This window comes from Pseudomonas sp. C9D1 (genome assembly GCF_056491235.1).
Window position 1 is genome coordinate 1,142,133 of sequence record NZ_JBSZIE010000002.1, and the last position, 26,649, is coordinate 1,168,781.

The window sequence follows — 26,649 nt, forward strand, 5'->3', positions numbered from 1 at the left end:
GCCCGATGGTGGGTTCGAATCGATGGGTTTCGATGCGCTCTACGCCATCCTACGGAAGTGGTTCCACGGAGTTCGTAGGATGGGTAGAGCCGTGCGAAACCCATGCTGTGTCAGCCGACGCTCGCGGTGTGGCTGAGCATTCGAATCGATGGGTTTCGCTGCGCTCTACGCCATCCTACGGAAGTGGTTCCACGGAGCTCGTAGGATGGGTAGATCCGTGCGAAACCCATGCTGTGCTGGCCGACGCTCGCGGTGTGGCTGAAGCATTCGAATCGATGGGTTTCGCTGCGCTCTACGCCATCCTACGGAAGCGGTTCCACAGAGTTCGTAGGATGGGTAGAGCCGTGCGAAACCCATGCTGTGTTGGCCGACGCTCTCGGTGTGGCTGAAGCATTCGAATCGATGGGTTTCGCTGCGCTCTACACCATCCTACGGGGCGGTATTCCACCCATGAAAAAGGGCCGGCGCCTGGTGGCGGCCGGCCCTCTGGGAATACCGAGGGAGGGTTATTCCTCGATCGGCATCGGGGTTTCTTCGTCCGGGAAGGCCGGCTGCTCGCCGCCCATGGCGCCGCCCAGGCCACCGGCGCTGGCCATGACCAGGCCGGCGAATTCCTCGACCGTCATCTTCTTGCCGTTGAAGTCCACCTGGCCGTCGGCGTAGTGCAGGCGGGCGCGGATGTCGTTGCCTTCCAGGGCCACGAGCTGGGTGGACAGCAGCATGCCGCTGGCCATCTCGGTGGTCATGGAGGCCTGCTGGGCGATGGCTTCCTGGTCGTCCTGGCCCTGAAGCACGGCCTGCACGCTGACCAGATCGCTGATCATCGGTTTGGACAGGCTCAGGTCCAGGTCGAGGCTGGTGATGGCTTCACGGGCGATCTGGTCCGGCGGCAGGTCGAAGGACGCCGGCTTGGCCAGTTGCATGGCCAGGCTGAAGCGGCTCTCGCCACTGGCGGTCTTCAGGCTCAGGCGCTCGAGGGCGAACTGCGGCTTGCCTTCCAGCAGCTTGATGAGGTCGGCCTTGGCCTGCTCCTGCTGGGCTTCGGTCAGGTCCTCGAGGGTCGATTCGCCGGCCTGGCCAACCTGGCCGACCTGCTGGTACAGCGCGCCGTAGAAGTCCGCCAGGGATTTCAGCGCCACCGAGTCGAGGCTCTTCATGGTCCAGACCATCTGCGCGCTGCCGATGGGCTTGTCGGCGTAGCTGATGCTGCCGGCGTCCAGGGTCAGGCTGCCTTCGATGTTGCTGCCGTTCTCGCGGGTGTCCTGGCGCTGGGCCAGGTCGGTGAGCCGCACGCCCGGGTTTTCACCGACGATGACATTGGCGGTCTTCAGGGTGAAATCGCTTTTGCCCACGTACAGGCCGCTGGCGGCGCGGCTCTGGTCGCTGGCCAGGGACAGGCCCTGGAACAGCACGTGCACCGGCTCGCCCTGCTCGGAAACGGCGTCGACCTTGAGGCTGTCCATGGTGCCGATGGCGGCGACGCGGTTGCCGCCGGCATCGCTGCGCACTTCCAGGTTCAGGCCGGAGAAGCTCAGGTGGGACTCGTCCTCCATCTGCATGTCCAGGGGCAGCAGGGTCAGGCTGCCGCTCATGGAGCGGTCGTAGCCGATGCTCACGTCACCGACCAGGGGCGAAGCGCCCTTGCTGGCGGCGAACCATTTCTCGACGCTGGGGCTGGATTCCAGGGCGTAGTTGCTGGCGGCCATCACCGGCGCCAGCTTGAAGGCCTTGAGGCGCGACAGCGGGAAGGGGCCGTGCTCGATCTTGTCGACGAACAACAGCTCCGCGCCCTCGCCTTCCCCACCGACGTGCACGCGGTAATGCGCGGTGCTGGTGAACACGCCCTGCTCAAGGGAGACCAGTTCCAGGGTGGCGGAGGTGCCGAAGGCCGGCGCGGACTGCTTCAGTTGCGCGTTGGCTTCCTTGATGGAGGTGTCCAGCACGGCGGGCAGCTGGGTGCCGGTGTACCAGGCACCGGCGCCGGAAACGGCTGCGATGGCGACAACTGCGCCCAGGGCGATCTTTGCGGTTTTGCTCATGGTTCGACTCGCGGAATATCCGTGTGAATTGTTGCTTCCCTGCATCCGCAAGCGGAGCCGATGCAAAGCGGCGCGGAAAAATGCGGCGAAAAGGCTATCACCGTGCCACTGCGCTTCCAAGCCAGCAGAGCCCCCAGATTGCGGTTCTGCTGGCCAGTCGTGGTTTAGCTGGGGTCCGGCTCCCGGGGCTTGTCGGTCGACTCGGGCAGGGGCCGGCCGATCCAGTCGGAAATCAGGCTGTAGGCCACCGCCAGCAGGGTCGGGCCGAGGAACAGCCCCATGAAGCCGAAGGCGAGGATGCCGCCGAACACGCCGAGCAGCACCACCACCAGCGGCAGGTTGCCGCCCCGGCTGATGAGGTAGGGCTTCAGCACGTTGTCCACGCCGCTGATGATGAAGAAGCCCCAGATCGCCAGGAACACGCCGTAGCCGTACTCGCCGTGCCAGAACAGCCAGGCGGTCGCGGGCACCCACACCAGCGGCGGGCCCATGGGGATCAGGCTCAGGGCGAAGGTGACCAGGCCCAGCACCAGCGCCCCTGGCACACCGGCGATCCAGAAGCCGATCAGCGCCAGCAGGCCCTGGGCGGCGGCGGTGCCGATCACGCCGTTGACCACCCGCTGCACGGTACCGGCCACCAGCTCCAGGTAGTGCGGGGCGCGGTCGCCGATCAGGCGTTCCAGGGCGCGCTCGGCGAACAGCGCCATGCGCGGGCCGTCGCGGTAGAAGAAGAACACCAGCACCAGGCTCAGAGCCAGCTCCAGCATGCCGCCGCCGAGCTGGGCGCTGCGCGCCAGGATCCAGTTGCCGGCCTGGCCCATGTAGGGTTTGAGGCTGGTGAAGAAGGCCGCGCCCTGGGCGTCCACACGTTGCCACAGGGCTACCAGGCGGTCGCCCACCAGGGGCATCTCGGCCAACCATTCCGGCGGCTGCGGCAAGCCCTCCACCTGGACGTTCTTCACCAGTTCGTTGGCATCGCGGATGTGGTCGGCAAGGTTGAAGCCCATCCACACCAGGGGCACCGCCACCAGCAGCATCCAGCCGGCGGTGAGCACGGCGGCGGCCAGGGACACGCGCCCGTCCAGCCCGCGGGTGAGCAGGCGCATCAGCGGCCAGCTGGCGAAGGCCAGCACGGCGGCCCAGAACAACGCCGACCAGAACGGCGCCAGCACCCAGATACAGGCCCCCAGCAAGGCGAGCAGGAGTATCTGCACCAACAGGCGATCGTTATTCAGCATGAACAAAACACTCCGTGGAAAAACGCAAACGTGGCGCCATCGGGCGCCACGTCAAGCAAGCATGGACGCTGTGCCTCAGCGCAGCCACTCCAGGTGCAGGCCGTCGTTGGCCGCATCACCCAGCTCCAGGCGCGCGGCGCGCACGCCCTGCTCCACCAGGGCCTGGCGCCAGGCTTCGGCGCCCTCGCCGGAGAGGCTCGCGCGCAGGGTGCTGTCGAGGTTGAGGCTGCGTGCCAGCAGCGTCGCCCAGGCGGGGGTCGGCGCTGCCGACAGGCCGGTCAGGTGCAGCTCGCCGCTGGTCTTCAGCTCGCGCATCAGGGTGGCGGGTGTGGGCAGGATTTCGCCCAGCGGTGTGGCGGCGTCCAGTTGCTCGGCATGCAGGTAGGCGCGGCGGTTGCCCCGGGTGATGGCGTAGAGCGCCAGCAGGCTGTCCTGCTGCGGCTCGGCCAGGCGCACCAGCAGGTAGGCCTGCTGTTCGTCCGGGCCATAGAGGCGCGCGTTGCCGAACACCGAGTTGGCCCACAGGCTGCTGGAGCCGCAATCACGGCCCTGGCACCAGTAGAGCGGCACCGCGCCCTTGTCGAGCAGGGCGGTGCGTGCGCCGTCGAAGGCCTCGCCCGAGCTGTGGCCGCTGGGCAGCAAGTAGGTGACCGACGTCTGCCGGCCCTGGGCGTCGACCTTCTGTTCGAAGCGCAGCTGGTTGCTGATGCGCCGGATCGAGCCCTGGGGGTAGATACGTTCCTGGTCGGCGGCTTCCTTGAAGTCGACGATCTCGGCGTGGGGGAAGCGCGGCAAGGCGCTGAGGTCGTGGCTGTCGGGCAGGTCGGCGGCGTGGGCGGCAGCCACCTGCAGGGACGCGGCCAACAGCAGGCCGGTAACGATGAGAGAGCGCATGCGCATCCTTAGCGAATCAACATGGACTGGCCGGTCTTGACCACCGTGTCGGCGGACTCCTGGCGCTTGGGTACCTGCAGGCCGCGCTGCACCGCCGGGCGGGCCTCGATGGCCGCGAGCCAGCGTTGCAGGTGGGTGAGCCCCTCCACCGACACGCCGGCCCAATCGTGCAGGCGCACCCAGGGGAAGGTGGCGATATCGGCGATGCCGTAGTCACCCGCCAGGTACTCCACCAGCGCCAGGCGCGAGTCGAGCACCTCATACAGGCGGCGGGTCTCGTGCTGGTAGCGGTCGATGGCCGGTTGCAGGGTTTCCGGGAAATAGCGGTAAAAGACGTTGGCCTGGCCCTGCATCGGCCCGACCCCGCCCATCTGGAACATCAGCCATTGCATGGCCACGGAGCGGCCCTTGGCGTCGGCGGGCAGCAGTTGGCCGGTTTTTTCGGCCAGGTAGACGAGGATGGCGCCTTCTGTTCCTTGCGCTCGAACGAGAGGCCATGGGCCCTGTAGGGCAGCCCCAGTTCTTCGAGGGCGATGGAGACCTTGTGCCCGTTGGGCGTGGCAGCGGTGTAGAGGTCGATCATCCGGGCTCTCCTTGGGAAGGCGCCCAGCCTTCCCGGTTGCCCCGATCAAGTCAAGGCGAGGCGAAGAAGCTATTGAAACAGTCTGCTACGGCCTGGGCGCCGTTTTCATCGTTGAGGTGCAGGTGATGGCCACCGGGTTTGTGATGCACCTCGAAGCCTAGACCCTGGAGCAGCTCGGCGATACGCGGCTCGGCACGGATCTGCCCCTCCTCCGCCAGCACCAGGGACGTGGGGCAGCGCACCGCGCGGACGAACTCGGTGGCGTGGGCGAAGGTCAGGCGCATCAGCGACGGCAGGGTCAGGCGCATGTCGGTGCGCCAGGTGTAGCCACCCGGCACCGGCATCAGGCCGCGCCCGGCGAGCAGTTCGGCGGCCTCGCGGCTGACCGCCACCACGCCCTTCATGCGTGCTTCCACGCCGCGCTCGACATCGGCGTACACCGGCTTGCGCTTATCGCGCAGCGCCAGCCGTGCCTTGAGCGCATCGCCCAGGCGCTTGGGCGCGCCGTCGGCTTCGCCGGTATAGGGGATCAAGCCGTCGATCAGCGCCAGGCGCTCGATGCGCTCGGGCAGGGAGCCGGCCACCAGCACCGAGACGATGGCGCCCAGGGAGTGGCCCATCAGCGAGAAACGCTCCCAGCCCAGTTGCTCGGCCACCAGCAGCACGTCCTCGGCGTATTCCCACAGCTGGTAGCTGGAGCCCGGCGGGTAGTGCCCGGAATGGCCGTGGCCGGCGAAATCCAGGGCGACGATGCGCAGCCCCTGGAGCTTCGGCGCCAGGCGCGCGTAGGTCATGGCGTTGTCCAGCCAGCCGTGCAGAGCCAGCACCGGCTGGCCGTCCTCGGGCCCGAAGATGTGTGCCGCCAGCTCGACGTGGGGCAGGTTCAGGCGGATTTCCTCGACGTGCGCGCTCATGCGGGCTCCCGGTCGGTGCGCTGGCCCTGCCAGCGGTTGAAGAGGTTCCTCAGCAGTTCGGCGGTGTCCTGCGGGCGCTCCAGGGGGAACATGTGGCCGCCGGGCAGGGACAGGTATTCGCCCTTGGGCACGCGTTTCACCAGGCGCGCATGGTGGGGCAGCACCACGCGGCTGTGGCGCCCGCGCACCACCGCCAGAGGTACGGCGAGCTGCTGCGGGCGGCCCGGGCTGCTGTGGGGCACGCTGCGGTAGATGCTGATCTCGGTGGCGGGGTCGAACTTCAGCCGCAGGCCGCTGCCTGTTTCGGTGAAGCCGTGGCGCACGTAGGCGTCCAGGCAATCCGGGTCGAAGCGGCGGAACAGCGATTTGCCGGAGAAGTACAGGCGCGCCTCGTCGAGGTCGGCGAACTCCTCGCGCCGGCCCAGGGTGCGCCCGGCCGGGGTGATGCGGTCGATGAAGCCGAAGCGCTTGGCCGCGCGGATGACGATGCGGTCGGCCAGGGTCAGCACCGGCGAATCGAGCATGGCCACGCCGCGGTACAGGTCCGGGCGGCGCAGGGCCGCGTGGTAGTGCAGCACGCCGCCGAGGGAGTGGCCAACGCCGAACACCGGCTCGCCCTGGGCTTCGAGGTGGTGGATGAGCTCGTCCACCAGGTTTTCCCAGTTGTCGTTGACCGGGAAACGCGGGTCATGGCCGTGCTGCTCCAGGTGCTGGATGCGGAAGTCCGGGCCCAGCGCCGCGAACAGCTTGGCGTAAGTGGCCGACGGGAAGCCGTTGGCATGGGCGAAGAAAATCGTCTGGGACATGGCAGTGCCGGCTGTTTGGGGACTGCCGGGGATTTTCCGGCAGCCCGGCGATGCCGGCAATGACCGTAACTGCCAGTGATGATGGCGCTATTGCCACCGCCGGGGTGCGTCAGTGCCCGGCGCGCAGGCGAGCGGGCGGCAGGCCGTAGGTGCGGCGGAACAGCCGGGAGAAGTGCGCCTGGTCGTAGAAGCCCAGCTGCAGCGCCACCTGGCTCAGGGGCTGGGTGCCGCGCAGCACCAGCGGCAGGGCCCGTTCCAGGCGCAACTGGGTCAGCCACTGCTGGGGCGGCAGGCCACAGTGATGGCGGAAACGCCGCAGCGCCTGCCAGGGGCTGAGGCCGCAGAAACTCGCCAGCTCCTCCAGGGACGGCGGCGACTCCAGGCGTGACTCCAGCCACTCGCGCAGACGTTGCCAGGTCAGTGCATCGAACCCTCGCTCCGGCTCACGCACCCGCAGCGTCGAGCCCTGCCCCAGCAGGCAGGCCAGGGCCGGCCACAAAGCGCTTTCCAGGGCCAGGGCCGAGCCCCCGAAGAACCCCGCATGCACCGCTTGCAGGTGCCGCTGCAGCACCGGCTCGCGCAAGGTGCTGCTGGTCAGGCGCGGCGCACCCTGGCGACCATCGCTGAGGCTGCGGCTGGCGGCGTCCAGCCAGTCCGGTTCGATGGCCAGGATGCGGATGCGGTAGCCCTCCCCGCCCAGGCTGGCGCCGTCGTGGATCTGCTCCGGCGCCATCAACAGGGTATCGCCACGCCCGGCCAGGCAGCGCTCGCCACCACTGACGAAGCGCTGCTGCCCGCTCAGCAGCAGGCCCACGTGGTACTCCAGGTGGAAATGCCGCGGAAAGGCGAAGTCGTGGTACTCGGCGTCGATCAGGCGGACGCCGGGCAGCGCGCTGGGAAGGTGGCTAGTGTGCTCCATGGCGCCACTCTACCGTGCGGAACGGGTGCTCGGCTTGGATGAAATTGCAGCCGCCCCCCACTCACCCCTTCGGCGGCTGCTCGCCCAGGGGGACGATGGCCATGGTCAGGCGCGAGATGCAGCTGGGCTTGCCGTCGTCGCCGCTGAGGCGGATGTCCCAGACGTGGGTGGTGCGGCCCAGGTGCACCGGGCGGGCGACGGCGGTGACGCGGCCGCTGCGCAGGCCGCGCAGGTGGTTGGCGTTGACCTCCAGGCCCACGCAGTAGAAGCGGCTGGTGTCGATGCAGAGGAAGCTGGCGGTGGAGCCGAGGCTCTCGGCCAGCACCACCGAGGCGCCGCCGTGGAGCAGGCCGTAGGGCTGGTGGGTGCGGCTGTCGACCACCATGCTGGCGGTGATGGATTCGTCGTCGAAGGCTTCGAAGCGGATGTCCAGCAGGCCACCGATGGTGCCCTGCTGGGAGGCATTGAGTTTTTCGAGGTCAGGGGTCTGGCGCCACAGGCTCATGTCGGCTCCTTGGAAGATTGCCGCCGGGGCGGCCAGGGCACCCGGCGGTCAGGGGTCACTCGTGCCAGAGCACCGCCTGGCGGCGCTCGATCCATTCGGGGAAGCGCGAGCCGTAGGTGCCTTCCACCACGCTGCGCTTGATCTTCAGGGTAGGCGTGAGGAAGCCGTTGTCGACCGCCCAGACCTCCTTCACCAGCACCAGGCCGAGCAGCCGTTCGTGCTTGTCGAGCGCCTCGTTCACCTGCTCGAGCAATTCGCGCAGGCTGCCCTCCAGTTCGGCGCGGGTGCCGTTGGCGGCTTCATGGCGACCGACATCGGAAAGCACGCACAGCGCCATCGGTTGCGGCAGGCCATCGCCCACCACGCACACCTGCTCGATGCGGGTGTGCACCGCCAGGCGGTTCTCGATGGGCGCCGGGGCCACGTACTTGCCCTTGCTGGTCTTGAAGATTTCCTTGATGCGGCCGGTGAGGCGCAGGTTGCCGGCGGCGTCCTGCTCGCCCTTGTCGCCGGTGCGCAGGAAGCCGTCGGGAGTGATGGTCTCGGCAGTCTTCTCCGCGTCCTTGTAGTACCCCTGCATGGTGGCGCCGCTGCGCACCTGCACTTCGCCATCGTCATGGATGCGCACTTCGACGCCGGGGCTGTTGCGACCGATCCAACCGGTCATCTGTTCACCGGGGCGGCACACGTGGGAATAGCCGCAGTTCTCGGTCATGCCGTAGACCTCGAGCACGTCCAGGCCCAGGCGCTTGTACCAGTGCAGCAGCGCCTCGGGCACCGGCGCGGCACCGCACAGGGCCACGCGCACGGCATCCAGGCCAAGCCCGGCGAGCACCTTGCGGCCAACGATGCGGCCGATGATCGGCAGCTTGAGCAGGCGTTCGAGCTTCTGCGCCGGCATCTTCGCGTAGACGCCCATCTGGAACTTGGTCCAGATGCGCGGCACGCCGAAGATGGCCGTGGGCCGCGCCCGCTTGAGGTCTTCGAGGAAGGTATCCAGGCTTTCGGCGAAGAACACCGTCTGCCCGGCATACAAGGAAGCCATTTCGACGAACATGCGCTCGGCCACGTGGCACAGCGGCAGGTAGGACAGCAGGCGGTCTTCTTCGCTGGTCTTGAACAGCTGCACGCCATGGCCGGCGGCGAAGGCGAAGTTGCCGAAGGTCTGCATCACGCCCTTGGGCGTACCGGTGGTGCCGGAGGTGTAGATGATGGTGGCCAGCTGGTCGGCGCTGGTCTTGGGGTTGTCGCGGATCGGCGACTCCGCCTGCAGCTCGCTCCAGTGGTAGCTGAAGTCACCCTCGGGGTGGATCGGCAGCGCGATGGTGGCCACGCCTTCGGGAATGCCACCGGCCATGGCGGGCCAGTCGTCCAGCTTGCCGATGAAGGCCAGCGCCGTTTCCGAGTGGGCCAGCACCTGATTCACCGACTCGGCGGTGAGGTTCGGGTAGAGGGGAACGGAGATGTGCCCAGCCATCCAGATCGCCAGGTCCGCGACTATCCAGTGGGCGCAATTCTTGGAAATGATGGCGATGCGGCTGCCGGGCGGCAGGTCGCGCCCTCTCAGCCAGCTGGCGGCGCGTCGCGCCTGGTCGCCGACATCACCCCAGGTCAGCTCCTCGACCCTGCCGCCGGACAGCGGTTGGACCAGGTAGCGTTTGTTGGGATGACGTGCTTCTCGCTCGAAAAACATCTCAAGCGGCAAACGGACTGCATCAGCCACAGGGCCTCCTCCTTTTTTGTTTTTCTGGGGACAACCAAGCACTTGCTTGGGCGAATATTCCACGCAGTACGGAGCGGCGCAAGTTAAGAAATGTATCGGGCTCGGACACAGCTTCCGAGAGGCTCTGGGGCGGGGGTTTCAGCGGAAAAAAAGGAGAAAATCGATGGTTGTGCGGAGATTGCGTCGGCCCGATCGAGGCGGCGCAGTGACGTGTTTCGCGGAAGGAAACACGTCATCTCGCGGTTGCAGGGGCGTTCGAGCACGCCCGGTATGAGCGCCCACATCGAACACAGCCATGACTCCTACAGCATGGGTTTCGTACCTCTACCCATCCTACGAATCATGGCGACGCGCCCATCCAGCCGTAGCCCGGATCAGTTCGAGGGGGCGATGAACCAGGCTTCCAGCCCGGGTTTGTCGGTCTGCTGGCCGGGGCGGTAGATGTAGCCGGAGACCCGCGCGTAGTTGTCCCAGTCGGTGCGCCAGAGCATGGTGCCCTGGTACTCCTGGCCGTTGCGCTTGAAGTCGATGCGCAGCCCCGAGGCGCCGTCCACCAGCTCGGAATCCTCGAAGTGCGCCTTGCCGGTCCAGCTTTCCTCGCCACGGTCCAGGCCAGGGACAGTTCGCCCTCGTCCTGGTAGATGTCCAGCTCGCCGGTGTAGGGCTTGCCGGTGTCGATGTCGCGGCCGACGATCCAGTAGTTACCGACGAAGAAGGACGCGTCGGGATGGTCCGCCGCCTGCACGGCGGAACCGGTGAACAGGGGTACCAGCGCCAGCAGGGCGCGGAGGGTGATGCGTCTGAGCATGGGGTCGTCCTTGAGGGCGGGGGTCAGATCCGGTGGGCGTGGTGCAGGGAGCGCAGTTCCATCAGCCCCGCCAGGGCCATCTCGCCCTCCAGCTCGGCGAGGCTGGCGGTGCCCATGGGCAGCGGTTGCTGGCGGTGGCCGTGGAGCAGCAGGCCGGCGAGTTCACCGACGAAGGGGTTGTGGGTCACCAGCAGCAGCTCGCCCTCCTCCCGCTCGGCCAGCTGCGCGAGGGCTTCGCGCGGGTCGCTTTCGGGCGTGAGCCAGGGCAGCGTGATGATCGCGCCCTGGAAATCCAGCGCCTCGCGCACCAGTTCGGCGGTCTGCTGGGCACGCAGGTAGGGGCTGGCGATGATCCGCTGCAGCGGCCGGCCGGCCAGGCGTGCGGCGGCATGCAGCACTTCCTGGCGGCCATTGCGGGTCAGCGGGCGTTCGGCATCGGTGGCGGCGCGGGGCTCGGCCTCACCGTGGCGCAGCAGCCACAGCCTCACAGCTTGGGCTCTTCGTCTCGTACCGGGTGCGGCGCCGGCGGCACCGAATGGGCGGCCTCGCCTTCCGGCGCGCGCGGTGCGGGCCAATCGGCGAAGGGCCAGGGCTTCTCTTCGGTGTTGAAGGTGCCGAAGCGGCCGATCTGCATCAGGTACTGGCTGAGGCTGTCGCCGAAGCCCATCAGGCCGCCATTGGGCGCGCCATAGAAGGCGCGGTAGCCAAGCTGCGCCAGGACCACCACGCCGAGGACGATCTCGGCCAGTTGCCAGACGACGACGAAGATCAGCATCCACAGCACGCGCAGCAGGATGGACTCGCGCTGCAGGTCTTCGCGCTCTTCACTCATGGGAATCTCCTTGTCCTTGATCGGCAGGGCTCAGAAGCCGCTGGTGGGAATGAAGTCGACATCGGTCTTCGGCTCGGCGCGCATCAGCGCTTCGATCACCTGGGCCAGCGTACGCCCCTCGAAAAGAATGGCATGCAGGCCCGCGACCAGCGGTATGTACACCTGCAGCTCTTCGGCACGCGCCTTGAGCACCTTGAGGGTGTTGACGCCCTCGGCCACCTCGCCGAGGCGGGCGACGGCGTCTTCCAGGCTCAGGCCTTCGCCCAGGGCATGGCCGACCTGGTAGTTGCGGCTCTTGGGCGAGGAGCAGGTGACGATCAGGTCGCCGACGCCGGCCAGGCCGAGGAAGGTCATGGGGTTGGCGCCGAGCTTCACCGCGAAGCGGGTCATTTCCGCCAGGGCGCGGGTGATCAGCATGCTCTTGGTGTTCTCGCCCATGCCCAGCGCGGCGGCCATGCCGGCGATGATGGCGTAGACGTTCTTCAGCGCGCCGCCCAGCTCGACGCCGAAGCGGTCGGCACTGGCATAGACGCGGAAGGTCTTGCCGTGCAGCGCGGCCTGCACCTGCTGGCACAGCTCGGCATCTTCGCTGGCGACCACGGTGGCGGTCAGCGCGTGGTCGGCCACTTCGCGGGCCAGGTTGGGGCCGGACAGCACGCCGATGCGCGCCTCGGGGGCGATGTCTTCGAGTATCTGGCTCATCAGCAGGAAGCTCTGCGCCTCAATGCCCTTGGTCAGGCTGACCAGCATGCGGCCCTTCAGCTGGCCGGCCACCGGTTCGAGCACCTTGCGCAGCGCGCTGGAGGGGATGGCGACGAAGATCAGCTCGCAGCTGGCGAGCACCGCATCCAGGTCGGTGGTGGGCTCGACGCCGGGGTGGATCTTCACCCCCTTGAGGTAGCGCGGGTTCTCGCGGTTGGCGCGGATCGCCTCGGCCTGCTCCGGGTCGCGCATCCACTGCTGCACGCTCTTGCCGTTCTCGCCCAGGAGGTTGGCGATGGCGGTGCCGAAGCTGCCGCCGCCCAGCACCGCGATCGATTGCTGTTGAGTCATAACCAGTCCATGTAGAGCCATCGGGGATGGCGGGTTGCGCGCATTATACGGAGGGCCGAGCGACCAGCCAGTCTCAAACTCGCCATCTGCCACTGGTCAAGTCCGAATCCAGGCACGACAATCCAGCCCTCTATGACCGCAGCGGACGAACGAGGTGCCACACCCGCCGCGACGGATGCCATTCGACCAGAGCGCAGGCCCAGCTAGAGTTTCACCATGCCATCACCTTTTCCATGGACGAGCCTGTCACGAGGCACACGGATGATCCGCCGCCCAGCCCTCCCCCGCTCCACCGCCAGCGCCCGTGCCGGGAGCTGCCGATGAGCCTGCGCCGCGGCTGGGACATCCACACCCGTACCCAGCTGATCAGCCTGGGCCCGGCCCTGCTGCTGACGCTGCTGCTCACCGGCTTCTTCACCTTCGCCCGCCTCCAGGACCTGCGCCAGGAGCTGAACCACACCGGCCAGCTGATCGCCAACCAATTGGCGCCGGCCGCCGAATACGGCGTGATCGCCGGCAACCTGCCGGTACTCGAAGGCCTGCTCAAGGCCACCCTGGACACCCCCCACGTGCGCTTCCTCGAAGTGCGCGACCGCGAGGACAACATCCTCGTGTATGTCGAGCAGCCCGGCAGCCTGGATCGCGCCGGGCCCCAGGTGGAGGTGTTCCACGCGCCCATCCGCATGCAGCAGATGAAGCTGGACAGCGAAACCCTGTTCCACAGCGAACGCAGCAACGGCAAGCTCGCCAGCGGCTACCTGGGCCGCGTGGTGGTGGGCATGTCCAACGATGCGTTCAGCAGCCGCCAGCAGGAAATCCTCCTCAAGGCCACAGTGCTCGCCCTCTTCGCCCTGGTGCTCACCTTCCTGTTGGCGCGGCGCCTGGCCACCCGCCTGTCGCAGCCCATCAGCGCCATGGGCGAAGCGGTGGAGGCCATCCAGGGCGGCAACTACCAGGCCAGCCTGCCGGTGGTGGACGAAGGCGAGCTGGGCGACCTGGCCCGGCACATCAATAACCTCGCCAGCGGCCTGGACAAGGCCAGCCGCGAGCAGCAGCAGGCCATCGACCAACTGATCACCGCCCGCGAAGAGGCCGAGCAGGCCAACCGTGCGAAATCCGACTTCCTGGCGATGATGAGCCACGAGCTGCGCACGCCCATGAACGGCGTGCTGGGCATGCTGCAACTTCTTGAAACAACGGAACTGAACCAGGAGCAGGCCGAATACGCCGCCCTGGCCGCCGAGTCCACCGAGCACCTGCTCAAGGTGATCAACGACATCCTCGACTTCTCCCGCATCGAGCGCGGCGCCCTGGAGCTGGAGCGCATCTCCTTCAACCTGCTGGAGCTGGTGCAAGGCTCGGTACAGGTGTTCCAGCACAGCGCCTCGCAGCGCGGCCTGGCGCTGACCCTGGAGACCCAGGAAGGCCTGGAGCAGATCGAGGTGCAAGGCGACCCGACGCGCATCCGCCAGATCCTGGTCAACCTGATGGGCAACGCGCTGAAATTCACCGAGGACGGCGGTATCCGCGTGCTCACCCAATGGCAGCCGCTGGACGACGAGGTGCTCTGGCTCACCTGCGCCGTGCACGACAGCGGCATCGGCATCCCGCCGGAACGCCTGGAGCACATGTTCGACGCCTTCCAGCAGGCCGACAGCTCCATCTCCCGGCGCTACGGCGGCACCGGGCTGGGCCTGCCCATCGCCCGCACCCTGGCCGAGCGCATGGGCGGCACCCTGCGCGCCGAGAGCCTGGAAGGGCGGGGCTCGATCTTCACCCTGGAAATCCCCCTGCCGTTCCGCCAGCAGGAGCATCGCGCCAGCCAGGGCAACGGCAACGAAGCCAGCAACGGCGCGGGCCAGCAGGTGCTGCTGGTGGAAGACAACCCGGTCAACCAGACGGTGATCGAAGCCATGCTGCGCAGCCTCGGCTACCGCGTCAGCCTGGTGGGCGACGGCGCCCAGGCGGTGCAGAGCGCCTCGCGGCAACACTTCTCGGCGATCCTCATGGACTGCCGCCTGCCGGTGCTCGACGGCTACGAAGCCACCCGACAGATTCGCAAGATGAATGGTGGCGCCCGCACGCCGATCATCGCCCTCACCGCCAACGCCCTGCAGGGCGACCGCGAAGCCTGCCTGGAAGCCGGCATGAACGACTACCTGGCCAAGCCCTTCAAACGGGCCGACTTGCAGCGCGTCCTGCAGCGCTGGCTGGGCGGCGCGACGGATTGCCCCCCCGACCTTCGGTGAGTGGGCAACAGTGCTAAAGTGCGGCAGGCTTGCGTCACAAAAGCGCCAGGGCAAAGGCGCAAGCGTCCCTGATTCAAGTGAACGACTGTACTCTGTGACTTTCACCGCAACGCAACAGTCTATGACTAGTCTGCCGATTCGACGCCTGTGCGCGCGGCGGTGTGGACGTAATGCCAAGCCCTGCGTACGGGGACCATTGAGGAGCTCGCATGACAAAACAAAACGCCTATTCCCGGGAAGATCTGCTGCGCTGCAGTCGCGGTGAGCTGTTCGGCCCCGGTAATGCGCAACTGCCCGCCCCCAACATGTTGATGATCGATCGCATCGTCCATATCAGCGAAACCGGCGGGAAGTACGGCAAGGGCGAAATCGTCGCCGAGCTCGACATCAACCCGGACCTGTGGTTCTTCGCCTGCCACTTCGAAGGCGATCCGGTGATGCCGGGCTGCCTGGGCCTGGACGCCATGTGGCAACTGGTCGGCTTCTACCTCGGCTGGCAGGGCAACCCCGGCCGCGGCCGTGCCCTGGGTTCGGGCGAAGTGAAATTCTTCGGCCAGATCCTGCCCACGGCGAAAAAGATCACCTACAACATCCAGATCAAACGCACCATCAGCCGCTCGCTGATCCTCGGCATCGCCGACGGCACCGTCAGCGTCGATGGCCGCGAAATCTACAGCGCCGAAGGCCTTCGCGTCGGCCTGTTCACTTCCACTGACAGCTTTTAAGGGTTATCCGCATGCGTCGCGTCGTGATCACCGGCCTGGGCATCGTTTCCTGCCTGGGCAATGACAAGGAAACCGTTTCTTCCAACCTGCGTGCAGGCCGGGCCGGCATCCGCCACAACCCGTCCTATGCCGAAATGGGCCTGCGCAGCCACGTTTCCGGTTCGGTCGACCTGAACCTCGAAGAGCTGATCGATCGCAAGATCTTCCGCTTCATGGGCGACGCCGCCGCCTACGCCTTCCTGGCGATGGAACAGGCGATCAAGGACTCGGGCCTGCAACCCGAGCAGATCTCCAACCCGCGTACCGGCCTCATCGCAGGCTCGGGCGGTGCGTCCACCGTCAACCAGATGGAAGCCATCGACACCCTGCGCGAAAAGGGCGTCAAGCGCATCGGCCCATACCGTGTGACCCGCACCATGGGCAGCACCGTATCCGCCTGCCTGGCCACCCCCTTCCAGATCAAGGGCGTGAACTTCTCCATCTCCTCCGCCTGCGCCACCAGCGCCCACTGCATCGGCCAGGCCATGGAGCAGATCCAGCTCGGCAAGCAGGACGTGGTCTTCGCCGGCGGCGGTGAAGAAGAGCATTGGAGCCAGAGCTGCCTGTTCGACGCCATGGGCGCCCTCTCCACCCAGTACAACGACACCCCCGAGAAGGCCTCCCGCGCCTACGACGCCAAGCGTGACGGTTTCGTCATCGCCGGTGGCGGCGGCATGGTGGTGGTCGAGGAGCTGGAGCACGCCCTGGCGCGTGGCGCCAAGATCTACGCGGAAATCGTCGGCTACGGCGCCACCTCCGACGGCTACGACATGGTCGCTCCGAGCGGCGAAGGCGCGATCCGCTGCATGCAGCAGGCGCTCTCCACCGTCGACACCCCGATCGACTACCTGAACACCCACGGCACCTCCACCCCGGTCGGCGACGTCGCCGAAATCCGCGGCGTGCGTGAAGTGTTCGGCGACAAGGCCCCGGCCATCAGCTCCACCAAGAGCCTGTCCGGCCACAGCCTGGGCGCCGCCGGCGTGCACGAGGCGATCTACTGCCTGCTGATGATGGAAGGCAACTTCATCGCCGGCTCCGCCAACATCGACGAGCTGGACCCGGAAGTGGCCGACCTGCCGATCCTGCGCGAGACCCGCGAGAACGCCAAGCTGGACACCATCATGTCCAACAGCTTCGGCTTCGGCGGCACCAACGCCACCTTGGTGCTCAAGCGCTTCTCGGCCTGACGCCAGCGCCGCCAGGCACGCAACACCCGCCATGCCCGTATCACCGATACGGGCATGGTCGTTTCAGGGCCATGGAAAGTCCCGCCACTACCGTCCCAGAGGCTCGCAAGCCCAGCGCAGCGGTGAAGTTCACGCGTAATTCACAGGGCTTCCTATACTTTTTCCGAGCCTCCCTGGTTCGTCCCGCAGCCACCCCGGAGAAGTACCCATGTTCCTGCGTCAGTTCCCCATCGCGCCCCGCGCGGCTTTCGGCTTCGCCATCATCACGTTGCTGCTGGTGTTGACCGGCCTGTTCTCGCTCAACCGCATGTCGGTGATCAACGACGCCTCCACCGAGATCAGCCAGAGCTGGCTGCCCAGCGTGCGCACCATCGCCCAGATCAACCTGTCCCTGACCGAACTGCGCCAGGTGCAGCTCGGCCATGTCCTGGCGACGGATCAGTCCTCCCAGCAGTTCCTCGAAACGCGCATGCGCGAAATCATCGCCCAGCTCGACAAGGCCGAAAGCACCTACAAGGCCGGCATCGACCCGGGCCGCGACCAGCAGCTGTTCGACCGCTACACCCAGGAGCGCCAGGGCTTCATCGCCGGTGTCGACAAGCTGCTCGCCATGTCCAAGGGCGGTGAGAAGGCGGCCGCCACCGAACTGCTCCAAGGCCCGCTGCTGGACAACTACCGCACCACCCTCAAGGCGCTCAACGAACTCTCCGACTACAACACCCAGGGCGCCGACGCCGCCAACACCCAGGCAGACGAGAACTACGCCAGCGCCACCACCGCCGTCATCAGCGTGCTGGTGATCGCCGCACTGATCACCGTCGCCCTCGCCTGGGCCCTCACCCGTAGCATCACCCTGCCCCTGAGCGAAGCCGTGCAGGCGGCCGGCGTGGTGGCCAGCGGTGACCTTACCGGGCGCATCGACACCGCCGGCAAGGACGAACCGGCGCAGCTGCTCACCGCCCTGTTGCGCATGCAGCAGCAATTGCGCGGCACCATCCAGCAGATCGGCACCTCCGCCACCCAGCTGGCCTCCGCCGCCGAGGAACTCAACGCGGTGACCGAGGAAGGCAACCGCTCCCTCACCCGCCAGCACGACGAAATCGAAATGGCCGCCACCGCCGTCAACGAGATGACCGCCGCCGTGGAAGAGGTCGCGCGCAACGCCAGTTCCACCTCCGACGCCTCCCGTGCCTCCGAGGAATCGGCGCAGGACGGCCGCGACCGCGTGCAGCAGACGGTGCAGGCGATCCGCAGCATGAGCCAGGAAGTCGCCCACACCTCCACCCTGGTGGAAGGCCTGGCCGACCGCGCACAAAGCATCAGCAAGGTGCTGGACGTGATCCGCGCCATCGCCGAGCAGACCAACCTGCTGGCCCTCAACGCCGCCATCGAGGCCGCCCGTGCCGGCGAGCAGGGCCGTGGCTTCGCCGTGGTCGCCGACGAGGTCCGCGCCCTCGCCCACCGCACCCAGGAATCCACCCGCGAAATCGAGCAGATGATCGGCAGCATCCAGAGCGGCACCGGCGAAGCCGTGGACGCCATGAACCAGAACGACCAGCGCGCCCGGCAGATGCTGGAAATCGCCGAAGCCGCCGGCCGCGCCCTGGTGGAGATCACCGAGCAGGTCAGCCAGATCAACGAACGCACCCTGGTCATTGCCAGCGCCGCCGAAGAGCAGGCCCAGGTGGCCCGCGAAGTGGACCGCAACCTGGTGAACATCCGCGACATCTCGGTGCAGACCGCCACCGGTGCCAACCAGACCGCCGCCGCCAGCCACGAGCTGTCGCGCCTGGCCGTGGAGCTCAACGGCATGGTTGCGCGCTTCACCGTCTGATCGCACCCGCATGGCCCGCCGCCAGGGAGGCGCAGGGCAGGCTGCAAACGAAGAACCCCAGCACCTCGCGGTGCTGGGGTTCTTTCGTATCGGCCGTGCACGCATCCAGGCTAAGGCCTCGACGCAGGGCGAACCGGGTTGCTCACTCAGGCGGCGCGCACCGGGTCGATCGGTGCCCCGGCCTTGCGCGAGGCCACCAGCACCGGACGCCGGGGGTGGCTCGCTTCAGGTTGCTTGGCCCCCTCCTGCGGCTGGCCATCGAGCACCCGGCGCCGAACCAGGTAAACACCCAGGCTCGCCAGCAGCGCCAGCACCAAGTGGGTGACGCTCAGCTCCGGCGTAGCCCACGCCAGCAGCAGCACGCCCAGGCTCAGCGCATCACCGCGCTGGCGGCGCCATTCCTCGCGCGCCTCATCGCTGCCCTCGTCGGCCAGGCCGAACAGGCGCCGCGCGGCGGCATGCAGGCCACCCGCTGCCAACTGGTCACTGAGCAGCACCCCATAGAGCAGCAAGGCCCCGCCGAAACCGAAGGCCGCCGCCAGCACCTGGCGCAGTGCCGGGCTCTGCAGGCGCCATGCCTCGCCGCTCAGCGGCTGCCACAGCACCAGCAACGCCAACACCACCAGGCTGACCAGCAGTACCCGCCCGTTCTGGGTAACGCCGCGGCTCGCCCAATAGACCAGGCCAACGGCGACGAGCAGTGCGAAATCGACGGCCAGCGCCCAACCAGGCACCAACAGCGGCTCGCCGTCGAGACGGGCCGGCGCCCAGGGAAGATTGGCCACGAAGGCGATGGAAAGGCTGAACGCGGCGAGAAAGACCAGGTAGCTGATAACGCCGAAGGTAAAGGTCGCGGTACGTCCGAGTGTGCTGTTCATGATGCGGTCCTGCCAGGGGTCTGGGGCTGCAGGGCTCTGCAGTCAGGGCCAGATTGCCGCCCCCCTGTATCTGCCCGATGGCAGTAACCGCTCAGTTTGTTTCAGTCTGGTATCCGTGGCCCGCTGCCGGCAGCCAGTTGCGCAACAGGCGATGCAGGCGCGCCTGGTCCAGCGGCTTGGTCAACAGCGCCTTGACGCCCTGGGCCTGCACCTCCGCCTCCACCAGGCTGTCGCTGAAGCCGGTGTAGAGCACGATGGGCAAATCGGCCCGCGCCGCCAGCAGGCGCCGCGCCAGTTGCAGCCCGGTGAGGCGCGGCATGCTCTGGTCGAGGATGACGAAGTCCCAGGCATAGGCATCGGCGCAGAGCTGCCGGCTGGCCTCTTCCGGATCGCCGAACAGTTGCGCGGCCACGCCCCAGTTGGCCAGCAGCTCGCCCATGAACTCACCGACCACGGGGTCGTCGTCCACCACCGCCACCCGCCCGCGCAGGGCCGAACGCGGCGGCAGCGCCTCATGGCAGGCGATGACGTTGAACGCGGCCTCCGGCGCCTGGTGATGGGCCGGGATGAGGATGCGGAAGGTGGCGCCCTGCCCCGCCGGGCTGTCCAGCTGGATGTGCCCGCCGTACTCGTGGACGATGCCGTGCACCATCGACAGGCCCATGCCGCTGCCCTGGCCACTGGCCTTGGTGGAGAAGAACGGCTCGAAGATCTGCGCCCGCAACGCCGCGTCGATGCCCGGCCCGCTGTCGCTGACGGTGAGGGTGACGAACTGCCCGTCGATGCGCTGCTGGCACGAGGCGCACACGCCCGCCTGCACCTGCACCTGGCCCAGCCCCACCTGCAGGCGCCCAGCCCCACCCATGGCGTCGCGGGCGTTGATGCACAGGTTCATCAGCACCTGCTCCAGCTGCACTGGGTCCACCAGCACCGCCGGCAGGTCGTGGGCCAGGCGCGTCTCCAGTTCCACCGTGGCCGGCAGGGTGGAATCCACCAGGCGGATGAAGTTGCCCAGCAGCAGGTCCAGCGCCACCACCTGGGGCGTGCCCCGGCTGCCACGGCTGAAGGTGAGCATCTGCTGGATCAGGTCGCGGGCCTTCTCCGCCGAGCGCTGCACCCGCGTGAGGTACTTGCCCAGGCGCTCGTCATGGAGGGATTCGGCGTGCTCCTGGGCCATCACCGTGTAGCCCAGCATGCTGGTCAGCAGGTTGTTGAAGTCGTGGGCGATGCCGCCGGTAAGGTGCCCGATGGCCTCCATGCGCTGGGCCTGGCGGAGCTGTTGCTCCAGGCGCGCCTTTTCCTCTTCGGCCTGGCGCCGCTCGGTGATGTCGCGCAGGTAGCAGATGTAGCGCGGGCCCTCGTCGCCGCGTACCTGGGTCAGCGCCAGCTCGGCGGGGAACTCCTCGCCCGAGGCACGCTGGGCGACCACCTCCATACGCTTGCCGAGGAAGTCACCGGTGCCGGTCTGGGCGTAGCTCTCAAAGGCGCGCTCGTACACCTCGTGGAAGCGCTCGGGGATGATCAGCTTCAGCAGCCACTGACCCAGGGCGTCGTCACGAGCGATGCCGAAGCAGCGCTCGGCCGCCGGGTTGAAGGCAAGGATGCGCCCGGCGCGGTCCATGCCGATGAAGCAGTCCAGCGCCGTGTCGGCGATGGCACGGTGTTGCTGCTCGCTGGTGCGCAGGGCCTGCTCGGCCTCCTTGCGCTGGGTGATCTCGCGGCAGAACACCAGGATGCGGTCGACGCCGGACAGGGTCACGCGCTTGAGCGAGACGTCGTCCCAATGCAGGCTGCCGTCGCGGTTGCGCCGGTGCCACTCGAAGCGCTGCGGCTCGCCGGCCGCCGCGCGGGCCAGGAAGCCGGCGGCATGCCTGGCCGTGTAGGGCTCGTAGCCGGCGCTGAAGGCGTCCATGTCCAGCCCGAGCATTTCCTCGTAGCTGTAGCCGACGGTGGAACAGGCGCGGGGGTTGGCGTCCACCAGGGCGCCGCTGTCGATATCCAGCACCAGGATGGCGTCCTCGGAGCCGGCGAAGATCGCCCGGTAGCTGGCTTCGGCCTCCAACCGCTCCATCTCCGCCGCCGCCCGCACCGAGAAGATGCGCAACACCGACTCGGCCCGCTCGCGCTCCTTCATCGGCCCCAGGCGTCCGGCGGCGATCAGTCCCAGCGGGCGGCCGTCGCTGGCGAACAGCGGGTAGCCGGCAAAGCTGTCCACGCCCGAGGCGCGGAACACCGCATCCCCCGGGTAGCACTCCAGCAGGTTGCTGCCGACGAAGTGGAAGGCCTTGCCCAGCACGTCGCTGCAGGCCGTGCCTTCCAGGTCATAGGTCGAGTTGGCGCGCAGCTCGCCGGCGTAGTACATGGCCAGGGTGGTGAGCTTGTGCGGGCCCTCGTCGCTGATGCGGCTGACGTAGGCGAAGTCGGCGTGCAGCGAGCGCACCATGTAGCGGGCGATGGCTTCGAACACCTCGTTGCCGGTGGCCGCCGAGATGCCCAGGGCGACGTAGCGCAGCACCTCTTCCACGCTCTTGCGCGAGCTGATGTCGGTGGAGATGCCGCACACGGCGGTGACCCGGCCCTCGCTGTCGAACAGCGGGAACTTGCTGGACAGGTAGGTGCGCACCACGCCGTTGAACGGCAGGCGCTCCTCGAACTCCTGCTCCTGGCCCAGCTCCGCCACCTTGAGGTCGTTGGCGCGCAGCACATCGGCCAGTTCCTTGGGGAAATACTCGTGGTCGGTGTGGCCGATCACCTCCTCCGCACGCACCCGGAACAGCTGCTCGAAGGCACGGTTGACCAGGCGCAGGCGGCCTTCCAGGTCCTTCACGTAGATGACCGCGCTGCTGTTGTCGACGATCTGGCGCAGCTGGTGCTCGGCGGCGCCATCGAACAGCGGGCGGGGTGCCGTCTGGCTCATCGGAAGGCCTCCACGAGCCTGGGTGATGGCTGGAGTATAGAGAGCCGGCCCGGGCCTTTTGAGGGGGTACAACGCGGTTGAAACAATTGAAACAAAGGCGGCCAACCGGCGTCCTGAAGCTGCGGGGAACACCGGAGCTTCGCGAGCAGAGCTTGCTCCTACGGGGAGGTTGGCGGAGAGGCCGGCTGATCAGCCCGGCACGAACATGTAGCCCACTCCGCGCAGGGTGCGGATCACCTGGGGTTTGTCGGGGTCGGTTTCCAGCTTGCGGCGCAGGCGGGCGATGCGGATGTCGATGGAGCGGTCGAAGGGGTTCCAGTCGCGGTTCTGGGTGAGGTTGAGCAACTGGTCGCGGGACAACGGCCGGTTGGGGCGCTGGGCGAAGGCCTGGAGCAGGTCGAACTCCATGGCCGTAAGAGGAATTTCCGCACCGTTGCCGTCGAACAGCTGGTGGCGGTCCAGGTCCAGCCGGCAGGCGCCCAGTTGCAGGCTGTTGCCGGCGTCGACAGGGATCGTGGGAGCGGCGGAGGCCGGCACCCGCTGGTAGCGGCGCAGCACGGTCTTGACCCGTGCCAGCAGCTCGCGCGGGTCGAAGGGCTTGGCCACGTAATCATCGGCGCCCACTTCCAGGCCGATGGTGCGGTCCACCGGGCTGCCGGCACCGGAGACCATGATCACCGGCAGGTCGTGGTGCTCGCGCAGGTAGCGGGCCAGGCTGAGGCCGTCCTCGCCGGGCAGGCCGACATCCAGCAGCACCAGGTCCGGCAGGCCGGCGGCCAGGGCCGCGCGCATGCCGGTGCTGTCGCAGGCCGGCTCCACCTGGTAGCCGTGGCCGCCCAGGTAGTCCTGCAGCAACTCACGTATCTCGGCGTCGTCGTCCACCACCAGAATCTTGACCTGCCCGGCCATGGGTCCCTCGCTCATCGGTCAATGCGAACGCGGGGAATATAGCGCGCCATTGCGGCGACGAGCAGCCTCCCGCTCGAATGGCTAACTGAACGATGACCACACCACCGTAGCCCGGGCTTCAGCCCGGGAGCGCAGACGATTCCGCTCCCCGCGCTGAAGCACGGGCTACATGGGCCTCGTCAACGCGAGGCTTTGCGTCGCAAGGCGGCCGGGTTGAAGGAGGCATCCCCCGGGGACGGCTTGCTGAAGTCCACGGTGCCGGCCTCTTCGTTGTCCAGCCACTGCACGCCATAGCGACGCGCCTGCAGGTCGTGGAAGGTGTCCAGCGCGGTCCACACGGTGGGCAGCTCGTAGAAGTTCTTCAGATAGGCCAGGGAGACGCGCCACAGGTCGCCACGGCCGTCGTACTGGTCCACCACCGCCGCGCCCCAGCTGTCCTCGTCGAGGTACAGGGTGCGCTTGGAGTAGATGTGCCGCGCGCCGGCCTTGAGCTTGCCTTCCACCACCCAGACGCGGTGCAGCTCGTAGCGGGTGTATTTCGGGTTCACGTGGCCGGGCAGCAGCAGGTCCTTGTACGTCACCTCGGGGCTGGTGATCTTGTAGTTGTTGTAGGGGATGTAGATCTCCTTCTTGCCCACCAGGGTCCAGTCGTAGCGGTCCGGCGCGCCGTTGTACATGTCGGTGTCATCGGCGGTGCGCAGGCCGTCGGTGGACTCGATCGGCGTGTCGTAGGCCAGGGTCGGCGCGCGGCGCACGCGGCGCTGGCCGGGGTTGTAGCCCCAGGCCTGGCGCGGCTCCTTGACCTGGTCGAGCATCTCCTGCACCAGCGCGCCGTTGCCGGCCAGGCGTGCCGGGGCGGTGGTGAAAGTCATGTAGTAGAACAGGGTGTTCTGCAGGTCGGCGTAGCTGCCCTTGGGGTCGTAGAAGCGGAACAGCGCCTCGTCCTCGGAGGTGACCAGGGAATAGGCGCCGTTGCGCTGCACCCCCGCCTCCGCCGAGCGCCGCACGATGTAGGTGCCGCGATAACGGGTGATGTGGTTCCAGATCGCCTCCAGGCCGTTCTGCGGGATGGGGAACGGGATGCCGCCATAGGCGTCGGCGAAACCGTTGCCGCCGTTGAGCAGCTTGCCGGTGGTGGCGTTCTTCAGGGTGTTGTCGTAGACCCACTGCGGCGCCGAGCCGGAGCGCCGGGTCGGGTAGACCGGCATCTGGAAGCTGTCCGGGTAGGCGTTGAACAGGGCGATCTCGCCGTCGGTGAGGTTGGCCTTGTACTGCTCGAGGTTGGCCTTGGTGATGGTGAACAGCGGCTGGTCGGCGGCGAAGGGGTCGATATGGTGCTGGCCCGAGCCCTTGTAGCCCGCAGGCGCCTGGGTGATGCCGCCGGTCCATTCCGGAATGGTGCCGGCGGCGTTGCCGGCGCGCTCCGCGCCCAGCGGGGTGAGGGTCGACTTGAGCGTGGCGGCCTGCTCGGCCGAGACCGCCGCCAGGGCGTCGGTGGCGCTGCCGGCGAGCACGATGGCGGCCAGCAGCAACGAGTATTTCTTCAACATGGGGTGCATCTCCCTGTCTTGTACGGCCCGGCGTTCTGCCGCCGGGCGCTCGGCATCAGAACGAATACTTGGCGGTGAGCGAGACGTTGTCGCGGTCGCGGGTGCTGTTGTTGCGCCCGGCGCCGTAGTACTCGGTGTACTGCAGGCCCACCTCGAAGCTGTTCAGGTAGGTGGCGTCGATCCCCAGGGTGTGCGCCTTGCGGCCTTCGATGAAGTTGCCGGTGCGATCCGAATTGCCCTGGAAGTCGTGCTGGAAGACGGCGTACGGCGACAGCTTCACCCCGGCGTAGACGTCGTTCCAGCTGCCGGAAACCAGCAGCGTGTAGCCGTAGCTGTCGCGGCTGATCTGGTCGCTGTCGGTGGTGCGGTCGTCTTCGTAGGCCTTGTCGGTGGCGCTGGAGAACTTGCGCACCGTACGCGTCGCGCCATCGAAACCTTCGTACTTCAGGCTGCTGCCACGGATGTGCTGCGAGGCCACCTCGGCGACACCGATCACCGAGTCGAAGCTCAGGGCCGGGCCGAAGTTGTAGATGGTGGACAGGGAGATGTTGTAGGTCTCGGCCCGCTCGTAGTTGTCGAAGATCGAGCTGCGGCAGAGCTGCTTGCCGGACACCTCGGCACAGGCTGCATCGCCACTGACACCGCTGTCATAAAGGTTTGTCTGCCCCAGCACGCCCTGCCCCAGCAAGTCATTGAGCAGGTCATCGGTGGCGGAGATGGAGATGGGCGCATTGGGCCGGTAGGCGATCTCGCCGGAAACCGATGCATCCCCCACCGTGGTGTTGAAGCTGAAGCCGTACATGCGGATGTCTTCGACATAACGGCGACGGGCCTGGGCGTTGCTCGCCATGTCCAGGGTGGCGATACCCGGTGCGGCGGGACCAAAGCCGGACAAGGAGGACAGGTCGATGCCGTCGTAGCCAGCCAGGTCCACCGCGATCTGAGGCTCCTTGGCGTGGTAGTTGACGAAGTAGAAGCCGAACTCGGTGGAGTTCAGTTCCTCGGCTATGTAACGGAAGGCCACGCCGAACTGGCCGCTGTCGTCCGCCTGCAGGTCCTTGCCGATATTGGCGACCTTGAACACACCAGTCTCAGGGTTGATGTAGGCGTTAGGCCCGTTGGGGCCGTTACCCACCAGGCCGAACCCGGCGGCCAGTTGGTGAGCCTGCAGGATCGCCAGCAAGTCCGGATCGGCAGTGGTCGTATACGCCGTATGCCCCCCATCGGCGAACAGGTCGGTCTCGGAGAAGTAGGTGCCCACCGGGTCCAGGCGGGTCTCCTTCCACTTCCACTGGTAGAAGGCTTCCATGGACAGGTTGTCGGTCAGGCCCAGGTTGAAGCTCAGCGCCTCCATGGGCACCAGCACTTCCTTCAGTTCGGAGCCGGGCAGGTGGAACTTGGCCGCGTCCACCGGGTTCACCGTGTTGACCCCGCCGCGGTAGAACACGCCCTCGCCCCAGTTGATCACCTGGCGGCCCACCTTGGCACCGAGGGGCATGGCACCCACATCCCAGCTGCCGTAGAGGTAGGCGTCGAGGATCTCGCCCTTGCGCCCGGCGATGTGGCGGGTGTCCTGGGTGAAATGGTCGTCATCGGGGAAGGACTGGCTGGGCCGCTCCACGCCACCGGTGGTGCCGTAGTAGTCGTTGCGCTTGTCCATGATCTGGGTGTCGTAGTACGCCGTGCCACGGACGAAAGCGCCGTAGTTGTCGTACTTCAACGAGAGGTCGGAAGTGGCCTTGTACACCTCCGATACCAGGCCGGTATCGAAGTTGCGGTTGCCGTCATCGGCGTTGATGTCGCTGATGTTGTCGGCGTCGCGCCCTTGCACCCGCCACATGGCGCCGTACGAGAGCGTGGTGTCGATGGAACCGCTGAGCTGGTTGTCCAGCAGGCTGAACTCGACGGCCTGCGCGGAGCCGGCGATCAGCAGCGGCAACAGCCCGAAAGCTGCCCCCGCCTGCAGGGGCCTGCACCCGATCGCGGATAAGCGGATATGCCTCTTCATAGCAAACGTACCTCCCTTGACGGCCAAGATTTCTGG

Annotated in this window: 21 protein-coding genes and 1 pseudogene; 4 read left to right on the forward strand and 18 right to left on the reverse strand. The window is 67.3% G+C overall.

Annotated features, from left to right (window positions below; translation table 11 throughout):
- Positions 1-506 precede the first annotated feature (506 nt).
- From ACXI0U_RS13545 to ACXI0U_RS13605, 13 genes and pseudogenes are all read right to left on the reverse strand, one after another.
- Positions 507-2,039, reverse strand: coding sequence for a YdgA family protein (locus tag ACXI0U_RS13545; protein WP_431482198.1), 1,533 nt, complete (start codon positions 2,037-2,039; stop codon positions 507-509).
- 164 nt (positions 2,040-2,203) lie between these two features.
- Positions 2,204-3,277: an AI-2E family transporter gene (locus ACXI0U_RS13550; RefSeq protein ID WP_021220678.1), complete on the reverse strand. Its 1,074-nt coding sequence runs from the start codon at positions 3,275-3,277 to the stop codon at positions 2,204-2,206.
- Between the two features lie 75 nt (positions 3,278-3,352).
- Positions 3,353-4,177: a DUF4892 domain-containing protein gene (locus tag ACXI0U_RS13555; protein ID WP_479550388.1), complete on the reverse strand. Its 825-nt coding sequence runs from the start codon at positions 4,175-4,177 to the stop codon at positions 3,353-3,355.
- 2 nt (positions 4,178-4,179) lie between these two features.
- Positions 4,180-4,754: pseudogene (locus tag ACXI0U_RS13560) on the reverse strand (glutathione binding-like protein).
- A 50-nt stretch (positions 4,755-4,804) separates the two neighbouring features.
- Complete coding sequence (locus ACXI0U_RS13565) at positions 4,805-5,668, reverse strand: alpha/beta hydrolase (protein WP_021220681.1); 864 nt, start codon at positions 5,666-5,668, stop codon at positions 4,805-4,807.
- The gene (locus tag ACXI0U_RS13570) at positions 5,665-6,474 is read right to left on the reverse strand and encodes an alpha/beta fold hydrolase (RefSeq protein ID WP_374981562.1); all 810 of its coding nucleotides are present in this window, start codon (positions 6,472-6,474) and stop codon (positions 5,665-5,667) included. Before ACXI0U_RS13570 ends, ACXI0U_RS13565 begins: the two co-directional genes overlap by 4 nt.
- A gap of 109 nt (positions 6,475-6,583) precedes the next feature.
- Entirely contained in the window at positions 6,584-7,393 is an 810-nt protein-coding gene (locus tag ACXI0U_RS13575) for a helix-turn-helix domain-containing protein (RefSeq protein WP_479550389.1), read from the reverse strand.
- Positions 7,394-7,454: 61 nt separating this feature from the next.
- Positions 7,455-7,898 carry a hotdog fold thioesterase gene (locus ACXI0U_RS13580; RefSeq protein ID WP_021220684.1) on the reverse strand — a complete coding sequence of 148 codons (444 nt, stop codon included), beginning with the start codon at positions 7,896-7,898 and terminating at the stop codon, positions 7,455-7,457.
- Between the two features lie 55 nt (positions 7,899-7,953).
- Complete coding sequence (locus tag ACXI0U_RS13585; RefSeq protein ID WP_265169150.1) at positions 7,954-9,621, reverse strand: AMP-binding protein; 1,668 nt, start codon at positions 9,619-9,621, stop codon at positions 7,954-7,956.
- A gap of 374 nt (positions 9,622-9,995) precedes the next feature.
- Positions 9,996-10,175 (reverse strand): hypothetical protein, encoded by a 180-nt coding sequence (locus ACXI0U_RS13590; protein WP_479550390.1) that lies wholly within the window; start codon positions 10,173-10,175, stop codon positions 9,996-9,998.
- 277 nt (positions 10,176-10,452) lie between these two features.
- The gene (gene sixA / locus ACXI0U_RS13595) at positions 10,453-10,917 is read right to left on the reverse strand and encodes a phosphohistidine phosphatase SixA (protein WP_479550391.1); all 465 of its coding nucleotides are present in this window, start codon (positions 10,915-10,917) and stop codon (positions 10,453-10,455) included.
- Positions 10,914-11,261 carry a DUF4389 domain-containing protein gene (locus ACXI0U_RS13600; RefSeq protein WP_021220688.1) on the reverse strand — a complete coding sequence of 116 codons (348 nt, stop codon included), beginning with the start codon at positions 11,259-11,261 and terminating at the stop codon, positions 10,914-10,916. Before ACXI0U_RS13600 ends, sixA begins: the two co-directional genes overlap by 4 nt.
- Before the next feature lie 30 nt (positions 11,262-11,291).
- Positions 11,292-12,314: an NAD(P)H-dependent glycerol-3-phosphate dehydrogenase gene (locus ACXI0U_RS13605; protein ID WP_479550392.1), complete on the reverse strand. Its 1,023-nt coding sequence runs from the start codon at positions 12,312-12,314 to the stop codon at positions 11,292-11,294.
- Positions 12,315-12,634: 320 nt separating this feature from the next.
- Here ACXI0U_RS13605 and ACXI0U_RS13610 point away from each other — a divergent pair, with 320 nt between their 5' ends.
- The 4 genes from ACXI0U_RS13610 (at position 12,635) to ACXI0U_RS13625 (ending at position 18,351) form a co-directional block, all read left to right on the forward strand.
- The gene (locus ACXI0U_RS13610) at positions 12,635-14,563 is read left to right on the forward strand and encodes an ATP-binding protein (protein WP_479550393.1); all 1,929 of its coding nucleotides are present in this window, start codon (positions 12,635-12,637) and stop codon (positions 14,561-14,563) included.
- 209 nt (positions 14,564-14,772) lie between these two features.
- Positions 14,773-15,288, forward strand: coding sequence for a 3-hydroxyacyl-[acyl-carrier-protein] dehydratase FabA (fabA, locus tag ACXI0U_RS13615; RefSeq protein WP_021220691.1), 516 nt, complete (start codon positions 14,773-14,775; stop codon positions 15,286-15,288).
- Positions 15,289-15,299: 11 nt separating this feature from the next.
- On the forward strand, positions 15,300-16,517 hold the full coding sequence (gene fabB, locus ACXI0U_RS13620; protein ID WP_021220692.1) for a beta-ketoacyl-ACP synthase I: 1,218 nt from the start codon (positions 15,300-15,302) through the stop codon (positions 16,515-16,517).
- 208 nt (positions 16,518-16,725) lie between these two features.
- A complete protein-coding gene (locus ACXI0U_RS13625) occupies positions 16,726-18,351 on the forward strand; it encodes a methyl-accepting chemotaxis protein (protein ID WP_479550394.1) in 1,626 nt (541 codons plus the stop codon).
- Between the two features lie 146 nt (positions 18,352-18,497).
- Here the strand turns inward: ACXI0U_RS13625 and ACXI0U_RS13630 are convergent, their stop codons facing one another.
- The 5 genes from ACXI0U_RS13630 to ACXI0U_RS13650 all read right to left on the reverse strand — a co-directional run bounded on the left by ACXI0U_RS13630 (position 18,498) and on the right by ACXI0U_RS13650 (position 26,613).
- Positions 18,498-19,229 (reverse strand): hypothetical protein, encoded by a 732-nt coding sequence (locus tag ACXI0U_RS13630; protein WP_479550395.1) that lies wholly within the window; start codon positions 19,227-19,229, stop codon positions 18,498-18,500.
- A gap of 91 nt (positions 19,230-19,320) precedes the next feature.
- A complete protein-coding gene (locus ACXI0U_RS13635) occupies positions 19,321-22,146 on the reverse strand; it encodes a hybrid sensor histidine kinase/response regulator (RefSeq protein ID WP_479550396.1) in 2,826 nt (941 codons plus the stop codon).
- Between the two features lie 189 nt (positions 22,147-22,335).
- The gene (locus ACXI0U_RS13640) at positions 22,336-23,070 is read right to left on the reverse strand and encodes a response regulator (protein ID WP_265169153.1); all 735 of its coding nucleotides are present in this window, start codon (positions 23,068-23,070) and stop codon (positions 22,336-22,338) included.
- 164 nt (positions 23,071-23,234) lie between these two features.
- Entirely contained in the window at positions 23,235-24,605 is a 1,371-nt protein-coding gene (locus ACXI0U_RS13645; RefSeq protein WP_374981566.1) for a DUF1329 domain-containing protein, read from the reverse strand.
- A 55-nt stretch (positions 24,606-24,660) separates the two neighbouring features.
- Positions 24,661-26,613, reverse strand: coding sequence for a DUF1302 domain-containing protein (locus tag ACXI0U_RS13650; RefSeq protein ID WP_479550397.1), 1,953 nt, complete (start codon positions 26,611-26,613; stop codon positions 24,661-24,663).
- Positions 26,614-26,649 lie beyond the last annotated feature (36 nt).

Bases quoted from the DNA above. Each gene is read 5' to 3' on its own strand.
- ACXI0U_RS13545 (WP_431482198.1), bottom strand. From the start codon at position 2,039: ATGAGCAAAACCGCAAAGATCGCCCTGGGCGCAGTTGTCGCCATCGCA.
- ACXI0U_RS13550 (WP_021220678.1), bottom strand. From the start codon at position 3,277: ATGCTGAATAACGATCGCCTGTTGGTGCAGATACTCCTGCTCGCCTTG.
- ACXI0U_RS13555 (WP_479550388.1), bottom strand. From the start codon at position 4,177: ATGCGCATGCGCTCTCTCATCGTTACCGGCCTGCTGTTGGCCGCGTCC.
- ACXI0U_RS13565 (WP_021220681.1), bottom strand. From the start codon at position 5,668: ATGAGCGCGCACGTCGAGGAAATCCGCCTGAACCTGCCCCACGTCGAG.
- ACXI0U_RS13570 (WP_374981562.1), bottom strand. From the start codon at position 6,474: ATGTCCCAGACGATTTTCTTCGCCCATGCCAACGGCTTCCCGTCGGCC.
- ACXI0U_RS13575 (WP_479550389.1), bottom strand. From the start codon at position 7,393: ATGGAGCACACTAGCCACCTTCCCAGCGCGCTGCCCGGCGTCCGCCTG.
- ACXI0U_RS13580 (WP_021220684.1), bottom strand. From the start codon at position 7,898: ATGAGCCTGTGGCGCCAGACCCCTGACCTCGAAAAACTCAATGCCTCC.
- ACXI0U_RS13600 (WP_021220688.1), bottom strand. From the start codon at position 11,261: ATGAGTGAAGAGCGCGAAGACCTGCAGCGCGAGTCCATCCTGCTGCGC.
- ACXI0U_RS13605 (WP_479550392.1), bottom strand. From the start codon at position 12,314: ATGACTCAACAGCAATCGATCGCGGTGCTGGGCGGCGGCAGCTTCGGC.
- ACXI0U_RS13610 (WP_479550393.1), top strand. From the start codon at position 12,635: ATGAGCCTGCGCCGCGGCTGGGACATCCACACCCGTACCCAGCTGATC.
- fabA (WP_021220691.1), top strand. From the start codon at position 14,773: ATGACAAAACAAAACGCCTATTCCCGGGAAGATCTGCTGCGCTGCAGT.
- fabB (WP_021220692.1), top strand. From the start codon at position 15,300: ATGCGTCGCGTCGTGATCACCGGCCTGGGCATCGTTTCCTGCCTGGGC.
- ACXI0U_RS13625 (WP_479550394.1), top strand. From the start codon at position 16,726: ATGTTCCTGCGTCAGTTCCCCATCGCGCCCCGCGCGGCTTTCGGCTTC.
- ACXI0U_RS13630 (WP_479550395.1), bottom strand. From the start codon at position 19,229: ATGAACAGCACACTCGGACGTACCGCGACCTTTACCTTCGGCGTTATC.
- ACXI0U_RS13635 (WP_479550396.1), bottom strand. From the start codon at position 22,146: ATGAGCCAGACGGCACCCCGCCCGCTGTTCGATGGCGCCGCCGAGCAC.
- ACXI0U_RS13640 (WP_265169153.1), bottom strand. From the start codon at position 23,070: ATGAGCGAGGGACCCATGGCCGGGCAGGTCAAGATTCTGGTGGTGGAC.
- ACXI0U_RS13645 (WP_374981566.1), bottom strand. From the start codon at position 24,605: ATGTTGAAGAAATACTCGTTGCTGCTGGCCGCCATCGTGCTCGCCGGC.
- ACXI0U_RS13650 (WP_479550397.1), bottom strand. From the start codon at position 26,613: ATGAAGAGGCATATCCGCTTATCCGCGATCGGGTGCAGGCCCCTGCAG.